This window comes from Shouchella rhizosphaerae (assembly GCF_900142675.1).
Classification (GTDB): domain Bacteria; phylum Bacillota; class Bacilli; order Bacillales; family Bacillaceae_D; genus Shouchella; species Shouchella rhizosphaerae.
Genome location: NZ_FRBS01000003.1, coordinates 399,032 through 421,752 on the forward strand (window position 1 = coordinate 399,032; position 22,721 = coordinate 421,752).

The window sequence follows — 22,721 nt, forward strand, 5'->3', positions numbered from 1 at the left end:
ACCCAAAAAGCTAGTGCCACCCTGAATCAGCACAACGCTTAGACGCTTGCTGTTCGTGTGCTGTTAAAATAAATCCAACTGTCTTGGCGCCAGGTCCGTATATTCGATGCCCATCATCTCGATCAACGCGCGAGCGTTTTGGGCGGCATGACCGCCAGAATTGTTGTTAAAAACCACATAAATGTGCTCACATTGTTGTCGCAGCGACTGAAGGCGCGTTTTCCATTCAGCAAGCTCCCGTTCGTTGTAATCATACAAATAACGAACATCACGCCATTCTTGCCCTTTGCTCGGCCCATTCCAACCATGGACATTGCGTCCATGCATACGAACCAATGTCTTTTGGCGGTCGGTTGGCTCGAGCACAGTTGGAATCGAGCGTGCCCCGGCTTGCGGTTCATCACAAATGCTGTGAATCCAATTTTCCTCGCGCATCAACGCGAGCGTTTTCTCACGGTAAGCAGGCAGAAACCACGATTCATGCCTGAATTCAAGCGCGACCGGAAAATCTTTCAACTGTTCGCGCACTACACGAAGCCAAGCAACGTGTTTTTTCTGAACATCAAACCAAGGGGGAAACTGGCATAAAACCATCGCTAGTTTGCCTGCTTCCGCCATCGGTTGGATTGATTCTATAAATGCAGAAAACATCTCTTGCTTCGATTGAAAAGGAGAAGGCGACTCTCCCCGCTGATGGCCTGTTATTTCCTGATACGCTTTGACAACAAATTGAAAGGACGCCGGCGTTTCGTCTACCCACTTTCGGATCGACGATTGGGGTGGAACGGCATAAAACGAGGCATCCAACTCCACAATCGGAAAATAGCCCGCATACGTTTGCAACTTCTCTGCTGGCTTTACGCCTTCGTATAAGCGATGATGGTCACCCCAGCCGCTTAAACCTATGTAAATCACTAAAAAACGCCTCCCGCACATTTCTCTCTATTTTAACATATTTCCAAAAGAAGTCTCCCCCTTCAAGCGTGTGAAGGGCGTAGCAGTGCGGTAAGGGGGAGATGAATATCGGTCGAGCGAAGAAGGGATTCGCTTATTAGCCACTGCCTAATGAATCGATAAACTCTTGGAACAAGAGGGTTAGCTTGGTCCATTTCGTCAGCTACCAAAAGTTGCGATTACCCAAGAAGCCCCCACTTCAAGCAGCCTGTAAGGGTGGTAAGTGGTGGGTAGTTCACCGCAATCTCTTGTAAAATGTTAGTTCCACATACACAAACTTACGAAACGCAGATTTGATACATTGCTGCAATCTTACCGAAAGGAAACCAAAAAACGCCCAGAGAACGATTCTCTGAGCGTTTGTATGCATAAATATGCTGGCGACCAAAAAACAGCGGCAATCCTACTCTTCCTTTTCCCTCTCGATCGCCCGTTCAAGACCGATTTGATAATTGCTTAGCAAACTACTTTGGAAGTTGATGACATCTTGTGTAGCACTGATTTCGTTCGTCGCCTTTTCAATTGTATTGCCGACTTCATTGAGGAGATCTTGATAAGGGCCCACCACTTCCGACTCACGCTCAGCATCAAATTCATCCGCATGCTTGCCATACCAATTCTCTTTCGTTAATTCCGGTTCTTTAAAAGTATGTTTTGTATCGCCCATGATAATTTCCTGTCCAATTAAGTGGGCCCTGCACGCTCTTAAGCGAGCAATTTTTTCATTGGCTGCTTGGATGGCATTTTCCGTCTCCCGTATTCGATTTCGATAAAATTCAACCGACATGTGTCTTCCTCCTATCGACTATCTGCTTTCACTTGCACATCTAAATGTGGCGCACGTTTGAGCAGCTCCTGTTTAAATTCTTCCATCCGCTCAGGCGAGATTTTCACCTCTCCCTTTGGCCCATTATGTTTGATATTAAATCCTTGAGAAGAGCCAACGATACGCTCTTTTCCAGAAAAAGGGCTGCCCATCGGTTCAAGCGCTGTCATGCTTTTATAAGAGTAAAAACGGCTAATTAAACCAGCTTGAACAAACAAACCCTCTTCTTTCAACTCATATGTAATAAACACCATCCCGCCAACAAAATAAATCATTCCAATCATAAATAAAAGGCCAAAAAACAATAAACGCCCCATGGAGTCTTCGACCATGAACACAATCGCCATAATAGCAGTCAACCCCACAACCAACGCACTGTAACCAAATACAACCTTCTTATCTCGTGATGTTTTGTATATGTTCATAAAACACCCTCCTTTATTTGGCAGCGTGGAAGATTGTCCGTTCAAGGAATTCGTTACACACTTCTTTCCATTTAGAAAAAGATGTTTTTTGAATAATGACATCTTCGTTTGAATGAACATCTTTGTATCTTACAAACCAAACTCCATCTCGTGCAGGCATATGGAACAATAGGTCATTCAAATCTGTTTCTGTCTGTTCTCCATCAAGTGAAACATGGATCACACTTGTATTAAAAAACTTCCAATCATTCGCTAAAAGCGCTTCTGCAAATTCATCAAACCACGCTTCATTTTGCCTAGTTGCTTCAAGCCAGTACATTTTTACTTCTTTTACATGCCGCTGGTCACTTAGCGCAGTAAAAGCGCCATTTGACATCGTGAATTCAATCTCGTTGCTCGGTTCTAAATCTTTATATTCAATGAACTGATGCATGTTCTTCTCTATACTCTTTGCATCAATAGGATGAAACTCTTGGATAATTTCTTGCTTTATGTAATGTTCAATCCATTGGCCGTCGCCGATACGCCTAAATAATAATGCTTCATTGGTCAGTGGGTTTGATAAACGGATCAATTGCTTTGCTTCAGCTACACTGCGAATAAAAGATTGCAGCCCATCCGCAAGCGGAACCTCATCCTTTGAAGCCTTCTCATCATCCCAAACCCCTTTAAGCATAAGTTGATGCGCCGCACATTCAAACAACGTTTCCCAGCTCTCTTCTGATTTTTCGCCAAACACTTCCTCTCCTAACGACTTGGCCAACACCTCATAGCCACACATCGTCAAAAGAAGCATCCATTCCTCCGTCGTACACCGCATAAAGGGCTTCATCTTTTTTCTCCTTTCGTAAAAATGCCATTTTTAGAACATGTGGGGGATGTTGGCTACAATAATAAAAAGAATTAAAATGACACACCCTATCCCCAGGTAAAAAAGCCTCCCTTTTAGACCTCCATGTTTTTCGATTAACTTTAGAAATGTGAGATGGGCAAAACGATGTGCATATAAATAAAACATATTTGTAAACCGGTCAAACCAACCTTTCGCGTTCTTCACATAATAATTAGACAAATAACTGCCTATTGGAGAAGCTATTCCAAATAAGAAAAACAACATACCCGTTAAAAATTGCAGGGTAATTGATAAACCTACAATAGTAAGGATAATTAAAGCAAACGTCTCCATATTTCACCTCTTTACAAAGATAGCTCCCCTTCAGAAGCATTATCTCTATCCATAAGCAGGAGTCGTAAGGGCATTGCCTGTTAAGTTTATCGATCAAGTCAACAAAGGCGTATTTTTCCTAGAATAAAAAGCAGCACAGTTCTCATTTATTTACAACCTAAACCGACCTCATCCTCTCCTAGCTCGTGAGGCGAACCTCAATAGCGTTAATAATATTACCAATGATAGCTAGAATAACTGTTGCGATAAAAACTAAGCTTGCATATCGGAGTTTCCCTTTTATTCCTCCGTGTTTTTCCATCACTTTTACATATCCTCGATGTGCTACTCCGTAATTCATAATGTAGAAAAAGTTCATAAACTTGTCATACCAATCTTTTGGCTGATGTTCATAAAATTTTTCCACAAAACGAGCATATGGGTTGTTTCTTCCGAACATGAGAAACATAAATGCTGTTACATATTGAAAGGTAAGACATATGGATAATAAAAACATAACGCTAGCGTAAAGGATCAATAAATTTCTCCTTTCGGTTTTAGAACATGTGAGGGATGTTGGCTAAAATAGCAAGTACCACAAGTATCCCTATCCCTTCTAATAGAAAAACAAACCTCCCCTTTATGCCTCCAAACTTTTCGATTGCAATCTGAAATAAAAGTACAGCAAACCCAAAGTAAGCATAATAAAATGCATTCATTATTTTGTCGTACATATCTCTTGGCGTTTCTTCATATAGCTTATTAACTAATATAACAAAAGGCGTATTTCTACCAAAAACGAGAAGCAACATAGCTGTAATCAACTGAAAAGCAAGGGCTAGACCTATTATGTAACCGATAACATTTGCCAACTTTATTCCTCCCACCTCAGTTTCTAATGGTCAAAACTGTAGGATTTATCTCTAAATAACATTTAGAAATAACTCTCCCTTATTTGTCTAGATAAAGAAAGAAGGATCAACGCTATCATGATAAATAAAAGCCATTGAAGAGCATAAAATACTTTTCCCTTCATTCCCTTATATTTTTTCATTGTTTTAATATAATGAGAATAGGCTAACCCATAATTTGCTATGTAGAAAACGTTCATACAACGATCATACCAGTCCTTAGGATGATCGACATAAAAATTACCCACAAATTTTGCATAAAATGATGAAAAGCCAAACAAGGTTAGGATAAAAGCGGTTATGACTTGAAAAGCGAAACATAACCCAATAATAGCTAAAATGATTCCGTATATCATCTTGCCACCCGCCTTAACTAGGCAAATGCTTGAATAAAAGCACATTATTTCCGACGTAAAACCGATCTTGCCCTCTCCTAGCTCGTGAGGCGAACCTCAATAGCGTTAATAATATTACCAATGATAGCTAGAATTACTGTTGCGATAAAAATAAGGCCTGCATATCGTAGTTTTCCTTTAATCCCTCCGTGCTTTTCCATCACTTTTACATATCCTCGGTGCGCCACTCCGTAATTCATAATGTAAAAAAAGTTCATAAACTTGTCATACCAATTTTTTGGCTGATGTTCATAAAAATTTTCCACAAAACGGGCATAAAAATTGTTTCTTCCAAACATGAGAAACATAAATGCTGTTACATATTGAAAGGCAATACATAAGCCTATTAAATATATAATAATCATATATATGATCATTCGTCTCTCTCCCTCTTTCAAGTCGATATGTCGGCACTTGTTCTCTAAATTATGCTTGAAGTACTTGGTTTTATATTGATTCTCAGAATCAATAGCCTTGATGTCATACAGAAACCAATTATAAAGAAGAAAAGTAACTCAAACATTTTTTATCTCCTTTTTTGGTTAACAAAACTTCACTTTTCCTAACTCATGAGTCTTATTTCAATAATGGTGAGAATATTGGCGACTATAATTAAGATTATAGTTACCAAAAAAACAAAGCCTGCATAACATAGCTTACCTTTAATTCCTCCGTGCTTTTCCATCACTTTTACATATCCTCGATGTGCTACTCCGTAATTCATAATGTAGAAAAAGTTCATAAATTTGTCATACCAATTTTTTGGCTGATGTTCATAAAAATTTCCCACAAAACGGGCATATGGATTGTTTCTTCCAAACATAAGAAACATAAATGCTGTTACATATTGAAAAGCAAGACATATGGATAATAAAAACAGAACACTAGCGTAAAGGATCAATAATTTCTCTCCGTTATCATTTTTTAACTAAACCACCCAAGCACACTATCCGCAGCCCCTTTAAATATACTGCCTACTGAATTAGTCACATCTTTTGTTACATCTACCACTTGATTAATTGTTTTCGTCCCTAACTCTTTTGCATCATCTATAATTTGGCCAGAAACTACATATTCTGCCGCATCTTTCACATCGTCCACGATTTCACTACCTGCTTTCCCACCGAGATAACCTCCAACAGCGGCACCTACAAATACTCCTCCTGGTACTAACGATAAGACAGCTCCTCCAATTACTGCACCTGCTACAGAAGTACCAATTTCGGTACCAGCACCAACAATAGCTCTAGTTCCCTTGACAAATCCTGACTTGTCTCTATTATCTGGATCGGTAAGCTCCCCCAAATGACTTATCCCAGTAAGAGCGTAGCCCACAGGTCCTAGCGCCCTTGTAAAGCCGTTATTTGTTATTGCATGAAGTTTCCCACCAGGCTTAAAAGCGTCATTTATTTTATTGCTGACATTTTGGGCTACGGGGTGCTGAGAAATGTGGGAGATAGCAGTTTCATATCCTTTTTGAACAATTGTTGTTGCTCCATTGAATGCAACAGAAAACTTTTTTATATGCTTTGAGTCTTTAATGTCTGCCATCACTGACTTTAATTTCGTTCTTCCTTCGAATAACACTGCTCCATGCCTAGCATAAAAGCCAACGCCCATAGCCAAGCCTGGAACAAACTCTGTTGTTGCCGAAAAAGCATCTTGAAATACGCCAAATGGCTTTCCTAAAAAAGAGTCTATATACCCGATGGTGTTATTGACATCTCGTTGCAACCACGCACTCTTCACATTCTTATACGCTTCTTCGTCCTTTATTTGGCCCCTTGAGAAGTTTTCAATGGAAACAGAACCATTTGAGATCATTGACCGAATTCTGTCAACGTATGTATGCATTAATGCAATGTCTTCGGCAATATACTCCATTGGCGTTTTCATTTTTGCATCCATTTCGTACAAGTAGGCGGTGGTTTCTTGGAGTTTTTCTTGCGATTTCGTCAGTCCTTGTTCGATTTTGGAGTCATCGAATGACGGCATTGCCAATACGTCGCTATACTCGTTTTTAATGTCTGCTAGCGCATCGCCAAAGTTACGAACTACGTTTTTCAATTGATCTAGTTCATCATAAAGTTGATCCATCATAAACGACTCTTTTAACACAGCTTCTCTCGTAAAAGCATCGGATATGGCGTTTTGTATTTGCTCAAGTTTGTTTGAAAAATCATCCATCACATCTCGAAGTAAATTTAAAAACGGTCCGTGTGCTTCACTCCAAAAGTTGGCTATTGCGGTTGCCGTCTTTCCTGAACTTAACCTGCCTCCTGATTGTAAATGTTGACTGATCATCCAACTACTGAATCCGGCAAACTGGCCATTTTGATCGGATGTTTCTGAAGCCATTGCTTGAAGCATGTCAATCGTCTGTGCCGCATCAAGTGATTTTTGGCCCATGCTCCTATCCTCCCTTTATTTGATTGGCTACTTGCTCTTCTGCAGCAACGAAGTCATTGATCATTTTTTCAATATGATCGGCATTATCAAGCACCAATGCCTGATAATCGGTAAGTAACTGTTGTAAATTCTCCATATTTTCTATTGCTAGTTCAATCGATTCGAGTATCGTTCCTTCATTGGTATAAGCTGACTGACTTGGTGTTACTTCATTAATATGGTCACGAAGCTTGCTCACTTGATCAAGGACAATCCTTGGATTTAACTTAATTTCACCACTCACCTGTTCACTACCTCCATTTCTCGACCTATCGCAGAATGTTAAATTTATGTATTTAAAAACCAATATCATTTTGTCAATATTGGAGATATAACCCTTGGAAAAAACATCCTTCTATTGTCGAGTTTACCATACAATAAGATCGTGTTAAAACAGTCCGATTTTCCTCCTTTTTGATTAGAATAAACGGGCAATGAATGACTTTTATCCTGTTAAATAAGGCTTATTATTTTAATCGAAAATATGGCCCTCTTTGCCAGTGCACACATTGCCCAAACCTTTATGAAACATGACTTAATTGATGAGTACCGCCTTATCGTCAATCCTGTTTTATTGGATAGGGACAACGGTTATTTAACAATACTACGAAAAGCTAACACTAGTTGAGGCAAAAGTGTTTCAATCGGGAACGTACTGTTGGTTTACCGATAAAGCGATTGGTTCGTTTCTGAGCCCGTCTATGGGCTAAAACCGTTGCCCCTAGACGCTTTAAGAAATGCAGTTGACCGCCGCCTAGCATAGCTGGAACATCCCGTAAAAAAGAGAGAGGCTATCCATCCCTCTCTCTTCCAACTCGCTAATCTTGTAAGATTTCTTTGATGGTGGAATGAGCATTTTGACGAACGTCATCGACTTCGGAATTGTACGTAATTAACGCTTTCCATAAAGCCCACCCTTTGCTGCGGTTCCACGTATCTGCGTCAAGACCGATTTTCTCTTTAAATACGTTTCGGCTATCTTTGTCAAAAAATGTCCATGCCATCACTAAATCGCATGCAGGGTCGCCTACACCTGAACTGCCGAAATCAATGACGCCAGCTAGTTTTCGGTTTTTAACTAGCAAATTCCCTGGAGCCACATCTCCATGTACCCATACTGACGGTTTGCTCCATTTTGAGCTTAATGCTTCTTTAAAAACGTGTGCACATGCATCGCCATCGATTTGCTCGCCTAACATTGCGATCGCCGTTTCTGTTTCATGTTTATAAACTGCTAAATCTCCGCCACGAAAAAAGTTATGTTTGCCGGCTATAGGGCCGCCTGTGCTATCAATCGAGTATAGCTTTTTTAAAAAGGCGGCTAAATCAACGGCTAATTGTTGTAAATCAGTGTTGCTTCTGTCCGGAGTTTGCCCTTCAATCCATCGATTGACGGACCAAGAATACGGGTACAAACGAGAAGGCTTCCCTTTCGCAATCGGTACTGTAATTGGCAAGTCAAAATGAGGGGCAAGCATAGGCAACCATTTTGCCTCTTTCTCAACTTGAGGCGCGTATGCCTCATGACTAGGCAAGCGTATACTCATCGTATCGCCAAGGCGAAAAGTCCGATTGTCATGACCGCTTTTTTGCACATGTTTAATCTCTAAGTTTGACCACTCTGGAAACTGTTCAACTATTAATTTTCTCGCTAATTCGATTGTTGGTTCCATAAGTCCTCCGTTTTTGAACAGATTTTATTTCAGACGACAAGATTACATTTGCATAACAGCTTTTATTTTTCATGCTACCACCCCTTATTTCATAAATGCATCGGCTTTTATCGTACACTGCTTTGCTAGCAATTTTACTCTCAATTCGAGTTACATCAGCGACATTCCTGCTTACCGACGTACTTGCTGTTCTACATGACAAGAAAAGCCTGCCAAGCGCTCTAAAGCGTTTAGCAGGCTCCGTACCATTATTCAAGTGCTTGCACCACTTGGTCGAGCCCGTACGATTGCCCGATTGGCCCGTAGCCAAGGGCAAGCTCGCCATTCATTTCATATACTTGGCCTTTTTCTACTGCTTGCAGGCTGTTCCACACATTCGTCACTTCCCATTCATGGATGATTGAAGAAGAAGAGTCGCTGTCTCCTTGAAAATAGCCAATGAAAAGGTGATCAGGGTTTAATTCGCTTATCCCTTCAAGAGATATTTCTGCCCCTTCTTCCATAATTGATGCATCTGGAACAGACAGCCCCAATTGGTCATAGTACAATGGCAAGTAGTTCGTACCTTGCAGCCAAGCAGTGGCTTCTCGTGCTTGTAAAAAGGCAACTTCGCCTTCTATATTCGCTACTTTTTCGCGCCCTTCCTCGACTTTTTGTTCAAAAGAACGAATAAATGATTCAGCAACATCTTCTTGGCCAAGAATGTCGCCAAACAAAGACACGAGTGCAGGCCAGTCTCCCCACACGTTGACTTCTTCCTCATCTACGACAAAAACAGGCGCAATTTGTTGCAGTTGGTCGATATCCTCATTTACTTGGTTTCCTGCAATAATTAAATCTGGTTCATAGGCAAGCAACGCTTCCAAATTCACTTGCTGGTTTTCGCCTACCACTTCTAGCTCGTCGAACGTTTCTACATAAGGCTCGTACACGTCTGTTTTTAAAACAGACTGTTCTGCTGAAAAAGGCAGCACAACCGCAGCTGAAGGCGTGTCAAAAAGCAAAAAAGAATCGACAAATCCCCAATGGGCAATTGCTACTTTTTGCGGCTCTTTTTCAAGAGTAAAGTCTCCGTTTGCATCTTCCAATGTCCGCGGAAACGCGCTTGAGACAGCGGGCTCACTGCTTTTTTCTGTATCGTCATGGGCATCGTTATCAACATTACCTGCACAAGCTCCTAGAAGCACTAGCAGCAAAAGGCTTGAAGCAAGTGATTTAAGTGAATCGTGCATAAAGTACGTTCCTTTCGTTCTTATCCATTAATAGTGATAATCATTATCATTTAAAATGATAACAAGGAATCGCCTTATGTAAAATAAACAGTTTCCTGTTTTACAGATGGATTATTTCTTCATTTCCAGGCGAACGTAGCTTGGAGCGACTCCAAACTGTTTTTTAAACAACCTGCTAAAATAATAGGGATCCTGATACCCGACGCTGCGGGCAACCGCACTGACAGTAAACGCCCCTGTCATTAGTAGTTGGCGGGCTCGCTTCATACGGCAATGGATCACATAGTCAATCGGACCAACTCCTGTGCATTTCCGAAAAGCGGCAGAAAAATATTTAGGCGCCATATCGTAACGAGCAGCCAATTGCCCTAATGTCAACGGTTCATGGTAATGGGCATGGATATAACGGATTGTCTCTTCCATCGCTTCACTATTTTTAGGTTTCTGCTGGAAGCGCGCTAATTGAAGGACATGTGCAAGCAATTGGTAGAACAGCGCTTTTTTTTGCAGTGCCGCCATCTCCCCTGGCGCCCCATCAGCTTGCAAAAGCTCATCAACCATTTGCAGCATACTCGGTTCAAATAGGTACTCCAGTTGATGGGCTTTTTGAAACAAAGTTGCCTCGGGCAGGCGCCGATCTTCTGGCAAGAAGTGAATAAGCGCGTATTCACAACCCGTTTCACCGACTTCTAACTCTAAGCGCATTTGATAGCCGCCGATGATTGCTTTCCCTTGGCTGACTTCGATTGAATGAGAACCATTAAAGGTAAAGCGCGCGCTGCCACGAAGCCCAAGAATAAGCCCGCCATAAGCCGTTGGCTGGTCAACATGGCCACGGTAAAGACGATTGGCTTCAAGGCTGCTTTTATAGACGCCATAAACATGGATAGGTGTGTACGCAAAAGCTTGTGCCAACTGGTTGTACCGTTCCATGCAAACACCTCTTTTCTTGCTTTATGCTCCTTAGCGTAATCGTTTGCTGCTGCTCTGTCCATAGCAATAACTGGATGATGGATTCCTTAAAAGTTGCCTCGATCGCTACATCCATTCAAGCCTAGCGGTCACAAAAAAAGGAGAGTACGCATCACTCTCCTCTTTTTCATCATTTATCGCTGCCTACAATTGAATCAATTGCATGTAATTCTTCGCGGCTAAAGGACAAATTGTTCAATGCAGCTACATTTTCTTCGATTTGTTCGATGGAACTCGCCCCGATTAAAGCAGACGTGACGCTGCCCTCCCTTAATACCCATGCTAAAGCAAACTGGGCCATTGTTTGCCCGCGGTTCTCGGCCATTTTATGAAGCTCTTTTACTTTCGCTACTTGCTCCTCGGTCACATTTGCTTTAAACCAATCGTTTTTAGCCGCCCTAGAGCCTTCTGGAATGGCGTGCAAGTATTTTGAAGTTAAAAGCCCCATCGCTAGCGGTGCAAAAGCGACAGTGCCAATTCCTTCTTCAGCGAGGACGTCTTGCAACCCTCCCTCAATCCAACGGTTCAACATCGAATACGAAGGCTGGTTAACGACACAAGGCGTGCCTAACTGTTTTAAAATTGTGGCCGCCTGTTTTGTTTCTTTAGGCCCGTAATTCGATAAGCCAATATAGAGCGCCTTTCCTTGGCGGACAATAGCGTCAAGTGCAGCCATTGTTTCTTCCAGCGGCGTGTTTGGATCATAGCGATGATGATAGAAAATATCGACATAATCAACTTTTAGCCGTTTTAGGCTTTGGTCAAGGCTAGCGATGAGATACTTTCTTGAACCGCCATCCCCGTATGGGCCAGGCCACATGTCGTAGCCTGCTTTCGTCGAAATAATGAGTTCATCCCGATAGCGATTTAGTTCGCCGTTTAGTATCGTGCCCATTGCTGCTTCGGCAGAACCAGGAGGAGGGCCATAATTGTTGGCCAAGTCAAAATGAGTAATCCCTAAATCAAACGCACGAAAAATTTTTTCTTTTACTTTAGCCTGGCTCGTGTCGGCGCCAAAGTTTTGCCACAATCCCAATGAAATAGCTGGAAGCTTCAAGCCGCTTTTTCCGCATTGGTTGTATATCATATCATCATAACGTGAAGGCGTTGCTGTATACATAGAGCAGGACACTCCTTTTTCTTATACTTTAGCATGGCTTGGGAACGGCGTATATGGCAATGTGACGCATTTATATCATTTTCGTAAGCGCTTTACTCATTCATCGTTTACAGTTATGGCTTTTGCGCAGAAATGATTAAAAACATTGGCCTTCTCCATTCATCTTTCATTTCCTGGCTAAGGGCAGACATGTCCTCAGAAGGAGTGGGTTCTTTTACAGCGTTGATCCGAAAACCAGCCTCTATCAAATCATTGATATAAGTCGAAAGTGTACGATGGTATTTAATCACATGCTCAGCCAAAAAAGACGTTTCCCTCATTCCTTCTGATTGGTAATGGTCAACAGGCCAATGCTGGCGATTCCCTAGGTGGTCGTAACACCAATCTTGTTGATGGCGAGAAGTAAAAATCGGGTGTTCTACTGAAAAGATGAATGTCCCCTCGGCTTTTAGACAATCGTAAACGTTCTTGCAAATTGGCCTAAAGGACTTGATATAGTGGAAAGCGAGTGAACTGATGACGACATCGAACTGTGCCCTTGGGAAATCGATGTCTTCGATCGCCATGTTTAAATAAGAAATGAACGGGTCATTTGTTGTTTCACGTGCTTTTTCCAGCATGTTTTCTGATAAATCAACGCCTACTACAGAGCGTGCCTGTTGTTCCCTGGCATAGCGGCAATGCCAGCCAAAACCGCAGCCTAAGTCAAGCACGGCTTTCCCCCGCATATCAGGTAATAGTGCCTTTAGCACATGCCATTCCCCTGCACCGGCAAGCCCTTTTACAGAGCGAGGCATTTTTTCATAAGCGGCAAAGAACGCCTTATCGTCATACTTATTCTGTTTCATTCGTCCGTCTCCTCTTTCCTTCCTAGCCAGCGCCATTGTTTGATTTCGCGCAACTGCACGCGCAACGCTTCCCTTTATTATAAAGCAACCTTTTCGTTTAGCACGGCAAAAACGACTTGAGCTTCAAACTCAAGTCGCTTGTAGTAGCTAAAGCTGTTCTCCATTAGTGGCAATAACATTTTGGTACCAGCTAAAGCTTTTCTTTTTATAACGTTTATTCGATCCCTTTCCATTGCTGTCGCGATCGACATAAATGAACCCATACCGCTTTTTTAGTTCCGCTGTTGAGGCGCTTACTAAATCAATTGGCCCCCAGGAAGTATAGCCGATCAAGTCCACGCCATCGGCAATAGCGAGCTTCATTTGTTCAATGTGTGCGCGCAAATAGTCAATCCGGTAGTCATCCTGAATTGAGCCGTCTTCCTCGATTTGATCAATGGCGCCAAGGCCGTTTTCGACAATAAATAGAGGCTTTTGGTAGCGATCATATAGTTGGTTGCACACTGTGCGCATCCCGATTGGATCAATTTGCCATCCCCATTCGGACGCTTCTAAGTATGGATTTTCCACACCGGCAAATAGGTTGCCAGCTGTTTGCAGCTTTAGATGCTCTGGATCCGTGCTTGCTACAAAGGACATATAGTAGCTAAAGCCAATATAATCGACCGTATGTTCACGGAGGAGGTCAAGATCGCCAGCTTCCATTTCAATTTCAATGCCTTTTTCCTTAAAATAGGCTTTTATATATGAAGGATAGTAGCCACGTGATTGGACATCTGAAAAGAACAACGTTTTACGATCTTGCTCTAGTGCAGCAAACATGTCTTCTGGCTTTGACGTATAGGGATACGTCACCATTGAAGCAATCATACAGCCAATTTGCAAAGATGGATCTAATGCATGGCCTGCTTTAACGGCGAGGCTGCTCGCCACAAACTGATGGTGTGCAGCTTGGTAAATCGCTTGCTCTTTGTTTTCGCCAGCTTCGAATAAAAGGCCTCCGCCTGTAAAAGGCGCATGAAGGAGCACATTGATTTCGTTGAATGTCATCCAATATTTTACTTTATGGTGGTACCGTTCTAATATCGTTTTCGCAAATCGTTCATAAAAATGGACAACTTGCCTATTTTTCCAGCCGCCATAGTCTTTCACAAGCCCGAGTGGCATTTCATAGTGTGAAATCGTTATGACAGGTTCAATATTGTACTTTAATAGCTCGTCAATGACTTGGTCGTAAAAGGCCAAGCCTTTTTCGTTCGGCGTTGTTTCATCCCCATTTGGAAAAATGCGGGTCCAAGCTATCGAGAAGCGGAACGCTTTAAATCCCATTTCCGCAAATAAAGCAATATCTTCTTTATACGTGTGATAAAAATCAATCGCTTCATGATAAAGATTAAATTCTTTCATCGAGAAATCAGGTTTGCTCATAATTCCATTTGGCGAAACATCCGCTGTAGACAACCCTTTTCCGTCTTCCTGGTAAGCACCTTCTAATTGGTTAGCTGCTACTGCGCCGCCCCATAAAAATCCTTCTGGAAATGTTGCTGCTTTCATCTGTAGTCACCTCGTATGATTAATTGATTTGGGAAAAAGGGTCTTAGTTGAGCTCTTGTCCGTTCGATTTGATGACCGTTTTATACCAATCGAAGCTTTTCTTTTTGACTCGTTTCAACGTTCCATTGCCTTCATTGTCACGATCAACATAAATATAGCCATAACGCTTTTTCATTTCTCCTGTGGAAGCACTAACGATGTCTATCGGCCCCCAGCTCGTGTAACCGATGATTTCCACTCCGTCTTCGATCGCTTCGCCCATTGCGGCAATATGCTGGCGCAAGTAATCAATCCGATAATCATCATTAATTTCTCCATCTGTGGATACTTCGTCTACGGCTCCTAAGCCATTTTCGACAACAAACAGAGGCTTTTGGTAGCGGTCATAAAGCTGATTGGCCGTTATGCGGAAGCCTTTTGGATCAATCGTCCAGCCCCACTCCGATTTTTCCAAATAAGGGTTTTCCACCGAACCGAATACGTTGCCGCTCGTTTGGTTTTTCAACACGTCAGGATCGGTGCTTGTCGCCCGGCTCGCATAATAACTAAAACCAATGTAATCGACGGTGTTTGCTTGCAGAAGTTCCAAGTCTCCTTCTTCCATTTCTACAGTAATGTTGTTTTCTTTAAAGAAACGCTTCGCATATCCCGGATAAGCCCCTCTTGATTGGACGTCGATAAAAAAGAACGATTCACGGTCTTTTTCCATCGCATCAAACACATCATCAGGATGGCATGTATAAGCGTAAGTCGCCCCTGCGGCAAGCATGCAGCCAATTTTTGCATCAGGGATCAGCTCATGGCAAGCTTTAACGGCTAGCGCGCTAGCGACGAGTTGGTGGTGGGCAGCCTGGTATTTAATTTGCGTTATATCGTCCCCTTCCTCAATCACAAGGCCAGCGCCAACATAAGGCAAATGGAGAAGCATATTGATTTCGTTAAACGTCATCCAGTATTTCACTTTATGTTGGTAGCGCTCTAAAATCGTTCTTGCATATCTTTCAAAAAAAGTGACGAGCTTGCGATTTCGCCAACTTTTGTACTTCTTGACCAAGTGGATCGGCACGTCAAAATGGGCCATTGTTACAACGGGCTCAATCCCGTGTTTACGTAATTCGTCAAATAGTCCATCGTAAAACGCTAAGCCAGCTTCATTTGGCGTTTCGTCATCCCCATTTGGAAAGATGCGCGACCAAGCGATTGACACGCGCAACGCCTTAAAACCCATCTCAGCAAACAAAGCAATATCTTCTTTATAACGATGATAAAAGTCAATTGCCTCGTGTGAAGGATAATAGAACTGTTCATCAGGTTCAAAACGGCTTAACTTTCCTAACATGATCTCCCAACGCTTTTCGCCAGTCGGCAATAAATCCACGGTTGTCAGCCCTTTTCCCCCTTCTAAAAAGGCCCCTTCTGCCTGGTTAGCGGCAATCGCGCCACCCCATAGAAACGATTCTGGAAATGGATAATTACTCATGTCAATTTTCTCCTTCCATTCTTTACGAGCTAGAAGGAAGGCAGTCTTTAAAACTCGACATCCTTCTAGCTCCCGCGCAAAATCTTATTTTTTTTCTAATGTGAGTAAATGGTCCCCTACTTGGACATTGGTCTCTTCAGTTGTTATGAGCGTGTAATGCTCGTGGTTTGTAACAACAATTGGCGTATCGAGCATAAATCCTGCTTGTTGAATGTTTTCCATATCAAATTCTATTAACAACTGGCCTTTCTCAACGTGCTCTCCTTGTTTCACATGGGATGAAAAGTACTTTCCTTGTAATTGCACCGTATCCATTCCAACATGGATTAATAGTTCAGCTCCGTTATCAGTCGTCATTCCAATCGCATGATTCGTTGGAAAGAGAGCAGTGATCGTTCCATCTGCCGGTGCAAATACTTTCCCTTCTGTCGGCAGAATGGCGATTCCTTTGCCAAGTGCAGCCGATGCGAATGCTTCATCTTTAATACGTTCTAGTGGTATAGCCTTTCCCTTTAATGGGCTAGCAAGGGTTTCCGCTTCTACTTCCTTGGCAACCGTTTTCTCTACAGTAGCATCTGGAGAGGCAGATTCAGTATTAGCGCCACGCTCAACTGGTGTTACCTCTTTATGAATGCCAGCAAATAAATACGTCAGGATAAAACCTATTCCGAATGCGACAGGCATAGAAATGATGGCTCCCCAAAAGCCAGTGTCAATCCCTTCTGGGCCAATGAAAGCGGGGATTTGGAAAATGCCTAGCCCGCCAATCATATAGCCAGCTCCGCCGAAGAAGCCAATAATCGCGCCGCCGATGCCAGCCCCTACTAAACTAAAGATAAAAGGCTTTTTCTTCGGTAGTGTGATCCCATAAATAGCAGGCTCTGTTACGCCAAAGATTCCCGAGATAAAGGCAGGAATACTTAATGATTTAAGTTTTTGGTTCTTCGTTCGAATCCAAACAGCAAGAACAGCGCCGATTTGCGCAAAAGAAGCAGCAAAGATCATCGCTAATATAGGGTCAGAGCCCGTTGATACGAGGTTATTAATCGCGATCGGAACAAGGCCCCAGTGCAATCCAAAAATGACGATCACTTGCCAGAAAGCGCCTAGCACCAATCCGGCGATGGTTGGACTTAATTCATAAACAAAAATGGTTCCTTGGCCTAATAGTTGGCTCGCCCAAGTCGCAATTGGCCCAATGATCATAAACGTCAATGGGACAACGACCAAAAGTGTAAAAAATGGAACTAAAAACGTCTTCACAACATCTGGAATCACTTTTCTAAAGAAGCGTTCTACTTTTGATGCAAAAAATGCAGCAAGGATGATCGGGACAACGGATGTCGCATAACTCATTAGAATAACAGGGATTCCTAAAAAGGTAATATAAACAGGAGACTCAAACACAGTTCCCGCAAATAATACATAAAGCGGCTCCCCTTCCATTAAGCTTTCTACGGCAGGATAAACGAGGGAAGCGCCAATCGCAATTCCGATAAAGGGGGTTCCGCCAAACTTTTTAATCGCCGTATAGCCAAGAAAAATAGGGAAGAAATGAAACAACGAATCGCCGACAATGTTTAATAGTTGATACGTACCGTCGGTTTCCTCTAACCATCCCACTGCCAGAAATAGCGCGTTAAACCCTTTGATCATCCCTGTAGCCGCTAAAACGCCAAGGATAGGTGTAAAGATGCTGGCAATAATATCTATAAAGCGATTAAACAAATTTCCTCGTTTTTCTTGCTCGTCGTCGTCTACTTGTCCGACGTTTGCGAAGCCGCCGACCTCTACGACAGCTTTATAAACATCAGGGACATGGTTGCCGATAACCACTTGGTATTGGCCGCCGCTTTTCATGACAGTCACAATGCCATCCATGTTTTTTAACGCTTCCGTTTGTGCTTTGCCCTCATCTTTTAACTTAAAGCGCAAGCGCGTAATACAATGAACGACATTGTTTACATTTTCTTTGCCGCCAACTTTTTCAATAATATCCTTTGCTAATTGCTCGTACTTCATATGAACCAGCTCTTTTCATGTTGTACTTGGTAAATAAAAAAACCTGACCTAATTTGCATCATAGTGTTTGCAAATTAGGTCAGGTTATGCCCACTGAAGGTAACATTCCATCCATTCATATTCTCATTGTTTCAATCCGCCTGGTCTTGCAAATGCCGTTTCGTCACCCTTTGTATGTGTAGGGTTAAATACATTTCTTCATCTTTAGAAATGGACCAATTATAGCTTTTAACTAAATAGATCTTGATTTTTTGACTGCATTGAAACGACTCAGGGTATTTACTCTTTAGTTGCTCGTATAAGAAATTGTCTTCACTGTCTGCCATTCTTTCTTTGCGAATAAAGCGAATCGCAAAAAAGCGAAGATGGGTTAAAAAACGCTCGTAATTAATCGACGTTTCATCTAATTCCATTTTAAAGTGATATTTCACGATGTTTAGCACATTATTGACTAATTCCGTCACTTGAACGGCTGTTGCCAAATTCCCTCCTGACAACTCGCTGTTGACAAGGTGGAGCGCAATCGAAGCCGCTTCATCCTCGGGAAACCGGACACCTGTTTGTTCTTCAATGATGTCTAGGCATTTTAGCGCAACTTGATACTCCTGTTTATAGTACTTACGAATTTCCCATACTAAAGGATTTTTCACATGCACGTTTTCTTTATGTCTTTTAATTGCAAAACTAATGTGATCCGTCAAGGCTACATACAAATAGTCATCCAGTTTATATGGCAATTGTGATTTCGCATAATCTAAAATCTTAGAGGCAATGTTTAAATATAGTTCTGACGTATCTCGTAATAATTTCGCTAACTTATCCGACACACCCCTTTTTTCCAAAACAAATGTTTTTTCGATTTTAGCTGTATCGATCGTTTCACCTGCCTTTTTTTGAAAAGCCAAGCCCCTGCCCATTACGACCATTTCTTGATCCCATTCATTCTTTGCTAGGACAACATTGTTATTAAATACTTTCTTAATTTGCATGATTCACTCGCCTTTATTTCTGACATAAAGAATTCTCTAGTAGGGAATGGTAAGATACGAAAACAAAAAAACCCAACTTTGCATATAGAATCCCCTTTAAAGGAACTCTCATACAAACTTAGGTTTTGCCTGCTAAACAGTAACAATCCATGTTATGAAATTAAATGAAATCGCTTACTATTACTTTTATCATGCTTATTTGGTTCTGTCAAGGAAAAAAAGAAAAAATCGGAGATACCATCAATTTCTTTACGTGTACCACTAATAGCTAGCTCGCTTTCGACTCTGTATTGACCCGACGTCTCCCCCCAACATCCTCGTATTCGTCGCCTGTTCCTTTTCATCGTCCTCCTCCCTTCTCTTTATGGCCCTCTTCATTGAATGGAAAACAGAAAAAATTTTTTTGAAAAAGGTGTGTACATTTTCATTTTTACATTGTATACTGTAATACAACAGAAATAAATAAAATAAACTGTTCTATAAAAAGGAGGAGACAAATGAGCTTGAAAAATCCGATTGACTTTTACAGAACGCTTCCGAGAAAAACGTGTCCTGAATGTGGTGAAGAGATGGAAGAGCAGGCTGAATCTTACTTTATGGAATGCGAACGCTGTCTTGCTAAAAAAGGTGAGTAAGTAAAACTGTTTTATAACAACATGTTTATGGAGAAGGTGAATGTGACAGAAGAGAAGGAAATTCACATGACGGTTTGATGGTAGAGGAAAAAATGCAGGAGAAGCCGGCTGGATCGTTCTAATGAACGGCTGGTTCGAAAAGGCACACAGTTAGTTGAGCAGCTGATTTTAGATGACACAAACTTATAATGGGGGAATGTGCGATGCTAAAAGAAAAACAACTCGCAGAAAGCTGGGAGCATGAAGAACGCTGGAAAGGGATCATAAGGCCGTATGAGGCTGCTGATGTTATGCGGCTAAGGGGCACGCTCGAGATTGAATACACAATTGCCAGGCGCGGTGCCGAAAAGCTGTGGAAACTTCTCCATACAGAGGATTTCGTCCCAGCGCTAGGCGCTTTAACTGGAAACCAAGCGATGCAGCAAGTAAAAGCCGGATTGAAAGCGATTTATTTAAGCGGTTGGCAAGTGGCTGCTGATGCCAATTTGGCAGGGAGTATGTATCCTGATCAAAGCCTTTATCCGGCAAACAGCGTACCCGAAGTCGTCAAAAAAATCAACCGTACGCTGCAACGCGCGGATCAAATTTCCCACATGGAAGGAAAAGAAGACATCGATTGGTATGCGCCAATTGTGGCCGATGCGGAGGCAGGCTTTGGTGGACAGCTAAATGTGTTCGAGTTAATGAAAAGCATGATTGAAGCAGGCGCCGCAGGAGTTCACTTTGAAGATCAGCTATCTTCTGAGAAAAAGTGCGGGCATTTAGGCGGAAAAGTGCTGCTTCCGACGCAAACAGCAGTACGTAATTTGATTGCCGCCCGTCTCGCAGCAGACGTGATGGGAGTCCCGACCATTCTTATTGCTCGTACAGATGCCAATGCCGCTGACCTAATCACAAGCGACGTCGATTCATATGATGCACCGTTTTTAACAGGAGAACGAACAGCGGAAGGGTTTTTCAAAACAAAGTCAGGTCTTGATCAAGCGATTGCGAGAGGATTGGCATATGCGCCATATGCCGATTTGATTTGGTGTGAAACGTCTGAGCCGAATATTGAAGAAGCACGCCGGTTCGCACAAGCGATCCATGAAAAATTCCCAGGCAAACTGCTCGCCTACAATTGCTCCCCTTCGTTTAACTGGAAAGCCAAACTGGATGATCACACCATCTTGAACTTCCAAAAACAACTTGGGGAAATGGGCTATAAATTTCAATTTGTCACACTGGCCGGCTTCCACGCTTTAAACCATGGCATGTTTGAATTATCCCGCCAATATAAGCACCGCGGAATGGCGGCGTACTCTGATCTTCAGCAGGCTGAATTTGCCAGCGAAGCCCACGGCTACACGGCAACAAGGCATCAGCGCGAAGTCGGAACGAGCTACTTTGATGAAGTCGCCCAAGTCGTAACAGGCGGGACTTCATCAACCACTGCCCTGAAGGGATCGACTGAAGCCGAACAGTTTCAATCTTAAAAACGTGAAAAAGCCACCCGTTAATGGGTGGCTTACTTGTTGTCTAGCAGAATAGCAATTGACATCTTGGCCAGGTCATCGTATTTTACCAAAGGAAATCAGCCATCAAGGACCAGCGTATACTACCGTGGAAAAATGCAAAATAACAAGTTAAACCCTTGCCACAAATGTTATGTGACAAGGGTTATTCTTGTATTATCCAATCGAACCTTCCATCTCGAACTTAATCAAGCGGTTCATTTCGACTGCGTATTCCATTGGCAGCTCTTTCGTGAATGGCTCGATGAAGCCCATGACGATCATTTCGGTTGCTTCTTCTTCAGAAACGCCGCGGCTCATCAAGTAGAAAAGCTGGTCTTCGGACACTTTGGAAACTGTCGCTTCGTGTTCAAGTGTGATGTTGTTGTTCAAAATTTCATTGTACGGGATTGTATCCGATGTGGACTGGTTATCCATGATGAGTGTGTCGCACTCAATTTTAGATTTCGAGCCGTCTGATTTGCGGCCAAAGTGGCAAATGCCGCGGTATGTGACTTTGCCGCCTTGTTTGGAAATCGATTTTGATACAATCGTTGATGAACAGTTTGGCGCAAGGTGCGTTACTTTCGCGCCTGCGTCTTGGTGCTGGCCTTTGCCGGCAATCGCAATCGAAAGAACGGTTCCTTTTGCGCCTTCGCCACGCATGATGACAGCAGGGTATTTCATTGTTAGTTTAGAGCCGATGTTGCCGTCGACCCATTCCATTGTCGCGCCCTTGTCAGCCACGGCCCGTTTTGTAACGAGGTTGTAGACGTTTGGCGCCCAGTTTTGGATCGTCGTGTAGCGGCAGTACGCATTGTCTTTAACAATGATTTCGACGACTGCGCTGTGCAACGAGTTCGTTGTATAAACGGGTGCAGTACAGCCTTCTACATAATGGACAGAGCTATCTTCATCAGCGATGATGAGTGTCCGCTCGAATTGGCCCATGTTTTCTGAGTTGATGCGGAAGTACGCTTGCAGCGGCGTGTCAACTTTGACTCCTTTAGGTACATAAATGAACGATCCGCCAGACCATACAGCTGAGTTGAGCGCTGCAAATTTGTTGTCTGCAGCAGGTATGACCGTAGCAAAGTACTCTTTAAAGATGTCTTCGTTCTCTTTTAGAGCCGAATCTGTGTCTTTAAAGACGACACCCATTGCTTCCAAGTCCTCTTTCATGTTGTGGTAAACCACTTCGGACTCGTACTGTGCGGAAACGCCGGCCAAGTATTTCTGTTCTGCTTCTGGAATGCCCAATTTGTCAAATGTGTTTTTGATCTCTTCCGGCACTTCATCCCATGAACGTTCCGTTTTGTCAGAAGCTTTCACGTAGTACGTGATGTCGTCAAAGTTTAGCTCAGAGAGGTCGCCGCCCCACTGTGGCATTGGCATTTTGTAAAATTGTTCGAGCGACTTCAAGCGGAAATCAAGCATCCACTGAGGCTCCTCTTTCATACGGGAAATTTCTTCAACAATCTCCTTCGTCAAGCCGCGGCCTGAACGGAAAATCGATACGTCACGATCTGAAAACCCGTATTTGTATTCTCCGATATCTGGCATATTTTTTGCCACGTAT

Annotated in this window: 24 protein-coding genes; 3 read left to right on the top strand and 21 right to left on the bottom strand. The window is 42.6% G+C overall.

Translation table 11 applies throughout. From position 1 onward, the window contains the following. Nucleotides 1-63 precede the first annotated feature (63 nt). The 11 genes from BUC05_RS11065 to BUC05_RS11120 form a co-directional block, all read right to left on the bottom strand. On the bottom strand, nucleotides 64-915 hold the full coding sequence (locus BUC05_RS11065) for a DUF72 domain-containing protein (protein ID WP_035202702.1): 852 nt from the start codon (nucleotides 913-915) through the stop codon (nucleotides 64-66). Between the two features lie 442 nt (nucleotides 916-1,357). Continuing rightward, complete coding sequence (locus BUC05_RS11070) at nucleotides 1,358-1,741, bottom strand: YwqH-like family protein (RefSeq protein ID WP_011247802.1); 384 nt, start codon at nucleotides 1,739-1,741, stop codon at nucleotides 1,358-1,360. An 11-nt stretch (nucleotides 1,742-1,752) separates the two neighbouring features. Then, complete coding sequence (locus BUC05_RS11075) at nucleotides 1,753-2,205, bottom strand: PH domain-containing protein (RefSeq protein WP_035202703.1); 453 nt, start codon at nucleotides 2,203-2,205, stop codon at nucleotides 1,753-1,755. Between the two features lie 13 nt (nucleotides 2,206-2,218). Further along, on the bottom strand, nucleotides 2,219-3,037 hold the full coding sequence (locus BUC05_RS11080; protein ID WP_073304695.1) for a hypothetical protein: 819 nt from the start codon (nucleotides 3,035-3,037) through the stop codon (nucleotides 2,219-2,221). A gap of 30 nt (nucleotides 3,038-3,067) precedes the next feature. Further along, a complete protein-coding gene (locus BUC05_RS11085) occupies nucleotides 3,068-3,391 on the bottom strand; it encodes a hypothetical protein (RefSeq protein ID WP_063608995.1) in 324 nt (107 codons plus the stop codon). Between the two features lie 178 nt (nucleotides 3,392-3,569). Beyond that, nucleotides 3,570-3,908 carry a hypothetical protein gene (locus tag BUC05_RS11090; RefSeq protein WP_073304697.1) on the bottom strand — a complete coding sequence of 113 codons (339 nt, stop codon included), beginning with the start codon at nucleotides 3,906-3,908 and terminating at the stop codon, nucleotides 3,570-3,572. 19 nt (nucleotides 3,909-3,927) lie between these two features. Then, a complete protein-coding gene (locus tag BUC05_RS11095) occupies nucleotides 3,928-4,242 on the bottom strand; it encodes a hypothetical protein (RefSeq protein ID WP_073304699.1) in 315 nt (104 codons plus the stop codon). A gap of 62 nt (nucleotides 4,243-4,304) precedes the next feature. Then, the gene (locus BUC05_RS11100) at nucleotides 4,305-4,637 is read right to left on the bottom strand and encodes a hypothetical protein (protein WP_073304701.1); all 333 of its coding nucleotides are present in this window, start codon (nucleotides 4,635-4,637) and stop codon (nucleotides 4,305-4,307) included. 77 nt (nucleotides 4,638-4,714) lie between these two features. Beyond that, nucleotides 4,715-5,053: a hypothetical protein gene (locus tag BUC05_RS11105; protein ID WP_073304703.1), complete on the bottom strand. Its 339-nt coding sequence runs from the start codon at nucleotides 5,051-5,053 to the stop codon at nucleotides 4,715-4,717. Nucleotides 5,054-5,600: 547 nt separating this feature from the next. Then, nucleotides 5,601-7,085: an LXG domain-containing protein gene (locus tag BUC05_RS11115; protein WP_073304707.1), complete on the bottom strand. Its 1,485-nt coding sequence runs from the start codon at nucleotides 7,083-7,085 to the stop codon at nucleotides 5,601-5,603. 4 nt (nucleotides 7,086-7,089) lie between these two features. Further along, a complete protein-coding gene (locus BUC05_RS11120) occupies nucleotides 7,090-7,368 on the bottom strand; it encodes a YwqI/YxiC family protein (protein WP_011247807.1) in 279 nt (92 codons plus the stop codon). A 279-nt stretch (nucleotides 7,369-7,647) separates the two neighbouring features. Between BUC05_RS11120 and BUC05_RS22055 the strand changes: the two genes are divergently transcribed. Further along, entirely contained in the window at nucleotides 7,648-7,752 is a 105-nt protein-coding gene (locus BUC05_RS22055) for a hypothetical protein (RefSeq protein ID WP_350006345.1), read from the top strand. A 190-nt stretch (nucleotides 7,753-7,942) separates the two neighbouring features. Here the strand turns inward: BUC05_RS22055 and BUC05_RS11130 are convergent, their stop codons facing one another. From BUC05_RS11130 to licT, 9 genes are all read right to left on the bottom strand, one after another. Continuing rightward, complete coding sequence (locus tag BUC05_RS11130; RefSeq protein WP_011247808.1) at nucleotides 7,943-8,797, bottom strand: aminoglycoside phosphotransferase family protein; 855 nt, start codon at nucleotides 8,795-8,797, stop codon at nucleotides 7,943-7,945. A gap of 248 nt (nucleotides 8,798-9,045) precedes the next feature. Beyond that, nucleotides 9,046-10,029, bottom strand: coding sequence for an ABC transporter substrate-binding protein (locus BUC05_RS11135; protein WP_073304709.1), 984 nt, complete (start codon nucleotides 10,027-10,029; stop codon nucleotides 9,046-9,048). A 111-nt stretch (nucleotides 10,030-10,140) separates the two neighbouring features. Further along, complete coding sequence (locus BUC05_RS11140; RefSeq protein ID WP_073304711.1) at nucleotides 10,141-10,962, bottom strand: helix-turn-helix domain-containing protein; 822 nt, start codon at nucleotides 10,960-10,962, stop codon at nucleotides 10,141-10,143. A 169-nt stretch (nucleotides 10,963-11,131) separates the two neighbouring features. Beyond that, complete coding sequence (locus BUC05_RS11145; protein ID WP_073304713.1) at nucleotides 11,132-12,121, bottom strand: aldo/keto reductase; 990 nt, start codon at nucleotides 12,119-12,121, stop codon at nucleotides 11,132-11,134. A 113-nt stretch (nucleotides 12,122-12,234) separates the two neighbouring features. After that, nucleotides 12,235-12,969: a class I SAM-dependent methyltransferase gene (locus BUC05_RS11150; protein ID WP_073304715.1), complete on the bottom strand. Its 735-nt coding sequence runs from the start codon at nucleotides 12,967-12,969 to the stop codon at nucleotides 12,235-12,237. 147 nt (nucleotides 12,970-13,116) lie between these two features. Next, complete coding sequence (locus tag BUC05_RS11155; protein ID WP_073304717.1) at nucleotides 13,117-14,523, bottom strand: aryl-phospho-beta-d-glucosidase; 1,407 nt, start codon at nucleotides 14,521-14,523, stop codon at nucleotides 13,117-13,119. 43 nt (nucleotides 14,524-14,566) lie between these two features. Beyond that, nucleotides 14,567-16,003 carry a 6-phospho-beta-glucosidase gene (gene ascB / locus BUC05_RS11160; protein ID WP_073304719.1) on the bottom strand — a complete coding sequence of 479 codons (1,437 nt, stop codon included), beginning with the start codon at nucleotides 16,001-16,003 and terminating at the stop codon, nucleotides 14,567-14,569. A gap of 84 nt (nucleotides 16,004-16,087) precedes the next feature. Then, nucleotides 16,088-18,025 (bottom strand): beta-glucoside-specific PTS transporter subunit IIABC, encoded by a 1,938-nt coding sequence (locus BUC05_RS11165; RefSeq protein ID WP_073304721.1) that lies wholly within the window; start codon nucleotides 18,023-18,025, stop codon nucleotides 16,088-16,090. A 131-nt stretch (nucleotides 18,026-18,156) separates the two neighbouring features. Next, nucleotides 18,157-19,014: a BglG family transcription antiterminator LicT gene (licT, locus tag BUC05_RS11170; protein ID WP_073304723.1), complete on the bottom strand. Its 858-nt coding sequence runs from the start codon at nucleotides 19,012-19,014 to the stop codon at nucleotides 18,157-18,159. Nucleotides 19,015-19,511: 497 nt separating this feature from the next. On the opposite strand from licT, the gene yhfH reads away from it, so the two are divergent. Together yhfH and aceA are read left to right on the top strand one after the other, a co-directional pair. Beyond that, nucleotides 19,512-19,649, top strand: a complete 138-nt coding sequence (gene yhfH, locus BUC05_RS11175; RefSeq protein WP_073304726.1) for a protein YhfH — start codon at nucleotides 19,512-19,514, stop codon at nucleotides 19,647-19,649. 203 nt (nucleotides 19,650-19,852) lie between these two features. Then, on the top strand, nucleotides 19,853-21,124 hold the full coding sequence (gene aceA, locus BUC05_RS11180; RefSeq protein WP_073304727.1) for an isocitrate lyase: 1,272 nt from the start codon (nucleotides 19,853-19,855) through the stop codon (nucleotides 21,122-21,124). A gap of 195 nt (nucleotides 21,125-21,319) precedes the next feature. Here aceA and sufB read toward each other — a convergent pair whose 3' ends face one another. Next, nucleotides 21,320-22,717 (bottom strand): Fe-S cluster assembly protein SufB, encoded by a 1,398-nt coding sequence (gene sufB / locus BUC05_RS11185; protein WP_063609515.1) that lies wholly within the window; start codon nucleotides 22,715-22,717, stop codon nucleotides 21,320-21,322. Between the last annotated feature and the right edge of the window lie 4 nt (nucleotides 22,718-22,721).

Bases quoted from the DNA above. Each gene is read 5' to 3' on its own strand.
- BUC05_RS11070 (WP_011247802.1), bottom strand. From the start codon at position 1,741: ATGTCGGTTGAATTTTATCGAAATCGAATACGGGAGACGGAAAATGCC.
- BUC05_RS11075 (WP_035202703.1), bottom strand. From the start codon at position 2,205: ATGAACATATACAAAACATCACGAGATAAGAAGGTTGTATTTGGTTAC.
- BUC05_RS11080 (WP_073304695.1), bottom strand. From the start codon at position 3,037: ATGAAGCCCTTTATGCGGTGTACGACGGAGGAATGGATGCTTCTTTTG.
- BUC05_RS11085 (WP_063608995.1), bottom strand. From the start codon at position 3,391: ATGGAGACGTTTGCTTTAATTATCCTTACTATTGTAGGTTTATCAATT.
- BUC05_RS11100 (WP_073304701.1), bottom strand. From the start codon at position 4,637: ATGATATACGGAATCATTTTAGCTATTATTGGGTTATGTTTCGCTTTT.
- BUC05_RS11105 (WP_073304703.1), bottom strand. From the start codon at position 5,053: ATGATCATATATATGATTATTATATATTTAATAGGCTTATGTATTGCC.
- BUC05_RS11115 (WP_073304707.1), bottom strand. From the start codon at position 7,085: ATGGGCCAAAAATCACTTGATGCGGCACAGACGATTGACATGCTTCAA.
- BUC05_RS22055 (WP_350006345.1), top strand. From the start codon at position 7,648: ATGAAACATGACTTAATTGATGAGTACCGCCTTATCGTCAATCCTGTT.
- BUC05_RS11130 (WP_011247808.1), bottom strand. From the start codon at position 8,797: ATGGAACCAACAATCGAATTAGCGAGAAAATTAATAGTTGAACAGTTT.
- BUC05_RS11135 (WP_073304709.1), bottom strand. From the start codon at position 10,029: ATGCACGATTCACTTAAATCACTTGCTTCAAGCCTTTTGCTGCTAGTG.
- BUC05_RS11140 (WP_073304711.1), bottom strand. From the start codon at position 10,962: ATGGAACGGTACAACCAGTTGGCACAAGCTTTTGCGTACACACCTATC.
- BUC05_RS11145 (WP_073304713.1), bottom strand. From the start codon at position 12,121: ATGTATACAGCAACGCCTTCACGTTATGATGATATGATATACAACCAA.
- BUC05_RS11150 (WP_073304715.1), bottom strand. From the start codon at position 12,969: ATGAAACAGAATAAGTATGACGATAAGGCGTTCTTTGCCGCTTATGAA.
- BUC05_RS11155 (WP_073304717.1), bottom strand. From the start codon at position 14,523: ATGAAAGCAGCAACATTTCCAGAAGGATTTTTATGGGGCGGCGCAGTA.
- ascB (WP_073304719.1), bottom strand. From the start codon at position 16,003: ATGAGTAATTATCCATTTCCAGAATCGTTTCTATGGGGTGGCGCGATT.
- BUC05_RS11165 (WP_073304721.1), bottom strand. From the start codon at position 18,025: ATGAAGTACGAGCAATTAGCAAAGGATATTATTGAAAAAGTTGGCGGC.
- licT (WP_073304723.1), bottom strand. From the start codon at position 19,014: ATGCAAATTAAGAAAGTATTTAATAACAATGTTGTCCTAGCAAAGAAT.
- yhfH (WP_073304726.1), top strand. From the start codon at position 19,512: ATGAGCTTGAAAAATCCGATTGACTTTTACAGAACGCTTCCGAGAAAA.
- aceA (WP_073304727.1), top strand. From the start codon at position 19,853: ATGCTAAAAGAAAAACAACTCGCAGAAAGCTGGGAGCATGAAGAACGC.